Origin of the sequence: Rhodovulum sp., assembly GCF_011048875.1 — a bacterium.
Taxonomy (GTDB): domain Bacteria; phylum Pseudomonadota; class Alphaproteobacteria; order Rhodobacterales; family Rhodobacteraceae; genus Rhodovulum; species Rhodovulum tesquicola.
This window is the reverse complement of the sequence record NZ_DSDD01000057.1, coordinates 1-3,002: the sequence shown is the minus strand read 5'-3', so window position 1 is coordinate 3,002 and position 3,002 is coordinate 1. Positions and strand designations below refer to the sequence as shown.

The 3,002-nt window shown below is 67.2% G+C and carries 4 protein-coding genes and 1 pseudogene; 4 read left to right on the top strand and 1 reads right to left on the bottom strand.

Translation table 11 applies throughout. The features are described 5' to 3' along the window. Window positions 1-62: 62 nt before the first annotated feature. The 4 genes from mepA to arfB all read left to right on the top strand — a co-directional run bounded on the left by mepA (window position 63) and on the right by arfB (window position 2,751). Complete coding sequence (gene mepA / locus ENN83_RS01940; protein WP_287183418.1) at window positions 63-956, top strand: penicillin-insensitive murein endopeptidase; 894 nt, start codon at window positions 63-65, stop codon at window positions 954-956. A gap of 118 nt (window positions 957-1,074) precedes the next feature. After that, window positions 1,075-1,302, top strand: a complete 228-nt coding sequence (locus ENN83_RS01935; RefSeq protein ID WP_287183415.1) for a hypothetical protein — start codon at window positions 1,075-1,077, stop codon at window positions 1,300-1,302. A 152-nt stretch (window positions 1,303-1,454) separates the two neighbouring features. Then, complete coding sequence (locus ENN83_RS01930) at window positions 1,455-2,075, top strand: queuosine precursor transporter (protein WP_287183412.1); 621 nt, start codon at window positions 1,455-1,457, stop codon at window positions 2,073-2,075. Between the two features lie 253 nt (window positions 2,076-2,328). After that, window positions 2,329-2,751 (top strand): alternative ribosome rescue aminoacyl-tRNA hydrolase ArfB, encoded by a 423-nt coding sequence (arfB, locus tag ENN83_RS01925; RefSeq protein WP_287183409.1) that lies wholly within the window; start codon window positions 2,329-2,331, stop codon window positions 2,749-2,751. A gap of 128 nt (window positions 2,752-2,879) precedes the next feature. On the opposite strand, the pseudogene ENN83_RS01920 reads toward arfB, so the two are convergent. Further along, window positions 2,880-3,002: pseudogene (locus ENN83_RS01920) on the bottom strand (transposase); the annotation flags it as partial.

Below are 3,002 nucleotides of genomic sequence, written 5' to 3'. Positions count from 1 at the left end.
CTTTTCCTGATCGGCCTTGGTCTGCTAGTCTTCGTGCGGGCAGATGGCGAACGGGAGGACAGATGGCACGCATCCTGACCGGGCTGATCCTGGGGCTGGCGCTGGCAGTCCCGGCCGCGGCCGAGCCCAATGCAAGCGCGCTGTTCGGTGCAAAGGCGCGCCCTTCGAAGCAGCAGCCCGCGGCAATCGGCAGCTATGCGCGGGGCTGTGCGGCCGGGCTGGTCGAACTGCCCGAGACGGGGCCGACATGGCAGGCGATGCGTCTGTCGCGCAACCGCAACTGGGGCCATCCCGAAACCATCGCCTTCATCCGCAGGTTCAGCGCCGAGGTCACACGCCATGGCTGGCCGGGGCTTTACATCGGCGATATCAGCCAGCCGCGCGGCGGGCCGATGACATCGGGCCATTCCTCGCACCAGATCGGGCTGGATATCGACATCTGGATGCTGCCGCCCCGGCGGCTGAACCTGAGCCGGGCCGAGCGCGAGAAGATATCCTCGATCTCGGTGCGCAGCCAGGATCAGCGCAGGGTGAACGGGAACTATACCCGCGCGCATGCCGCGATCCTGCGGGCCGCGGCGATGGATCCGGCGGTGGACCGCATCTTCGTGACGCCCCCCGTCAAGATCGAGCTGTGCAAGACCGCGACCCGGGCCGATACCCCCTGGCTCCAGAAGATCCGGCCGCTTTACGGGCATGACACGCATTTCCACGTCCGCCTGAAATGTCCCGCGGGGGATCGGCATTGCGAAACCCAGCGCCCCACGGTCGCTGACCTGTCGAGGGGCGGGAACGGCTGCGACGAGACGCTGACATGGTGGGTGACAGAGTATCTCGACCCGCCCAAGGCGCGTCCCGGCACGAAACCGCCCCCTGCCCGGAAACAGCGGCACCCACGGGAATACACCCTCGCCGATCTGCCCGCACAGTGCCGCAACGTGCTGGCCGCGGACTGAGCCCGGCGCCGGGGCCATTGCTGCGCCTTGTGGGCTGGCAGAGGCGATTGTCGATGCGGGTGGCGGGCCGGTTTGCCGCTTCGTGCCGCCGCGGCGGATCGGGAGGCACGGAACGGCGGTGGACGCGCATGCGGGCAAAGGCCGGGTGCATTCCTTCAGCCTGATCGGGCGCGACCGGGTCAATCCCGTCGCGGCGGGCTTCGGACCGGCTGGCCGGTTCCACCTTCTCGAAAGGGAGGCCGCGGCAGCGATCAGATTTCGCAGCGGGGCGGTGCTGCCGGAGTTATCGGCGGGTCGGCAAGAAAGCTCTTTCGGCCTGGGGGCGCGGATGGTGCGGCCCGGCTGATGCTGGTGGCCGACGCACCGGCCTTGCCCTGCGGCGCAACGAGATCCTCGAATACCGGATTGTCAGAGCGCCGGAAGAGGGCTAGGAAACCGCGTCCGCCGCAGACCGGCGGGCCAAGTCTCCGCGACCTTGCCAAAACGGAACACATGCCCATGACCCGCCCGCTTCCCGGCATCCTTGCCATGGCCGCCATCGTGGTGGCCTCGAACATCCTCGTGCAATTCCTGTTCGGCCAATGGCTGACCTGGGGTGCGTTCACCTATCCGCTGGCTTTCCTGGTGACCGACGTGATGAACCGCGTCTACGGGGTGGCGGCGGCGCGGAGCGTGGTGTTCACGGGGTTCGTCGTGGGAGTGGCCTGTTCGTTTGTCGGCACCCAGATCACCGGCGAGTTCGGCCCGCTGGTGACGCTGCGCATCGCGCTGGGCTCGGGCCTGGCCTTCCTCACCGCGCAGCTTCTGGACGTGGCGGTGTTCGACCGGCTGCGCGAGGGGCGCTGGTGGCGTGCGCCGCTGGCCTCGACGCTGATCGGCTCGACCGTGGACACGGCGCTGTTCTTCACCATCGCCTTCTCGGCCTGGCTGAGCGTGATCGAGCCCGCGAACGATGTCGGCTGGGCGAACGAGGCGCTGCCGCTGCTGGGGCTTGGGCCGGTCGTTCCGCTCTGGATGTCGCTTGCGGTGGCGGATTGGGCTGTCAAACTTGCCCTCGCCTTGATCGCATTGGTCCCGTTCCGCCTTATTGTTGGGCGGCTGATGGCACAGATTGCGTGAATTAACTGGACATACACCAAATCTGTGGCAGGCTGATCTCGACGGCAACAGCAGAAGGGAGGTGGTCCAGTGTCTGGAGTGAGATTGGAGAGAGGTGTTGGAACAGTCGGGAGGGCCGTAGCCTGAGGGCAGCCCCGAAGGCTGGACGCTTCCGATTGGGCCGGTCGCTCTAACCAGCCCATCTCCTTGGCTCTCGGGGCCGCCTGCTATGGCGGCCCTTTCCAATTCCGGGGATCTGCCCCACTCTTGCCGCATGCTGCGCGTCACCGACGAGATCGCGATCGAGGATTGGGAACTGACCGAGGTCTTCTCGCGCGCGTCGGGGTCGGGCGGGCAGAACGTGAACAAGGTCTCGACCGCGGTCCATCTGCGCTTCGAGGCGGCGCGCTCGCCGAACCTGCCCGATCCGGTCAAGGCGCGGCTGAAACGGCTGGCCGGGCGGCGCTGGACGCTGGAGGGGGCTGTGCTGATCCGGGTGGAAGAGACCCGCAGCCAGGCGCGCAACCGCGAGATCGCGCGCGAACGGCTGGCCAAGCTGATCCGCACGGCACTGGACCCGCCGAAACGCCGGGTGCCGACGCGGCCCACGCTGGGCTCGAAACGACGCCGCGTGAAGGCCAAGAAGGAGCGCGGCGAGGTCAAGACGCTGCGCGGGCGGGTATCGCCGGAGGATTAGAGTTGTTTCCGATCAAGTTGAAGCATATCCTGCGTGCCGGAGATAGCGCGCACATTCCTTCGGCTTGAAGGCAGTCAGTGCGGAAGCGATGGCGCTGCAGAGGCTGTCAGCGCATCTCGGGGCGGCGCTTCTGACGAGGGCCTTGAGCCTGGCAAATACCATTTCGATCGGATTGAGGTCTGGCGAATAGGCAGGCAGGAAGCGCAACTCGGCGCCGCGTGCCTCGATGGCAGCGCGCGCCTTGGCGTTCT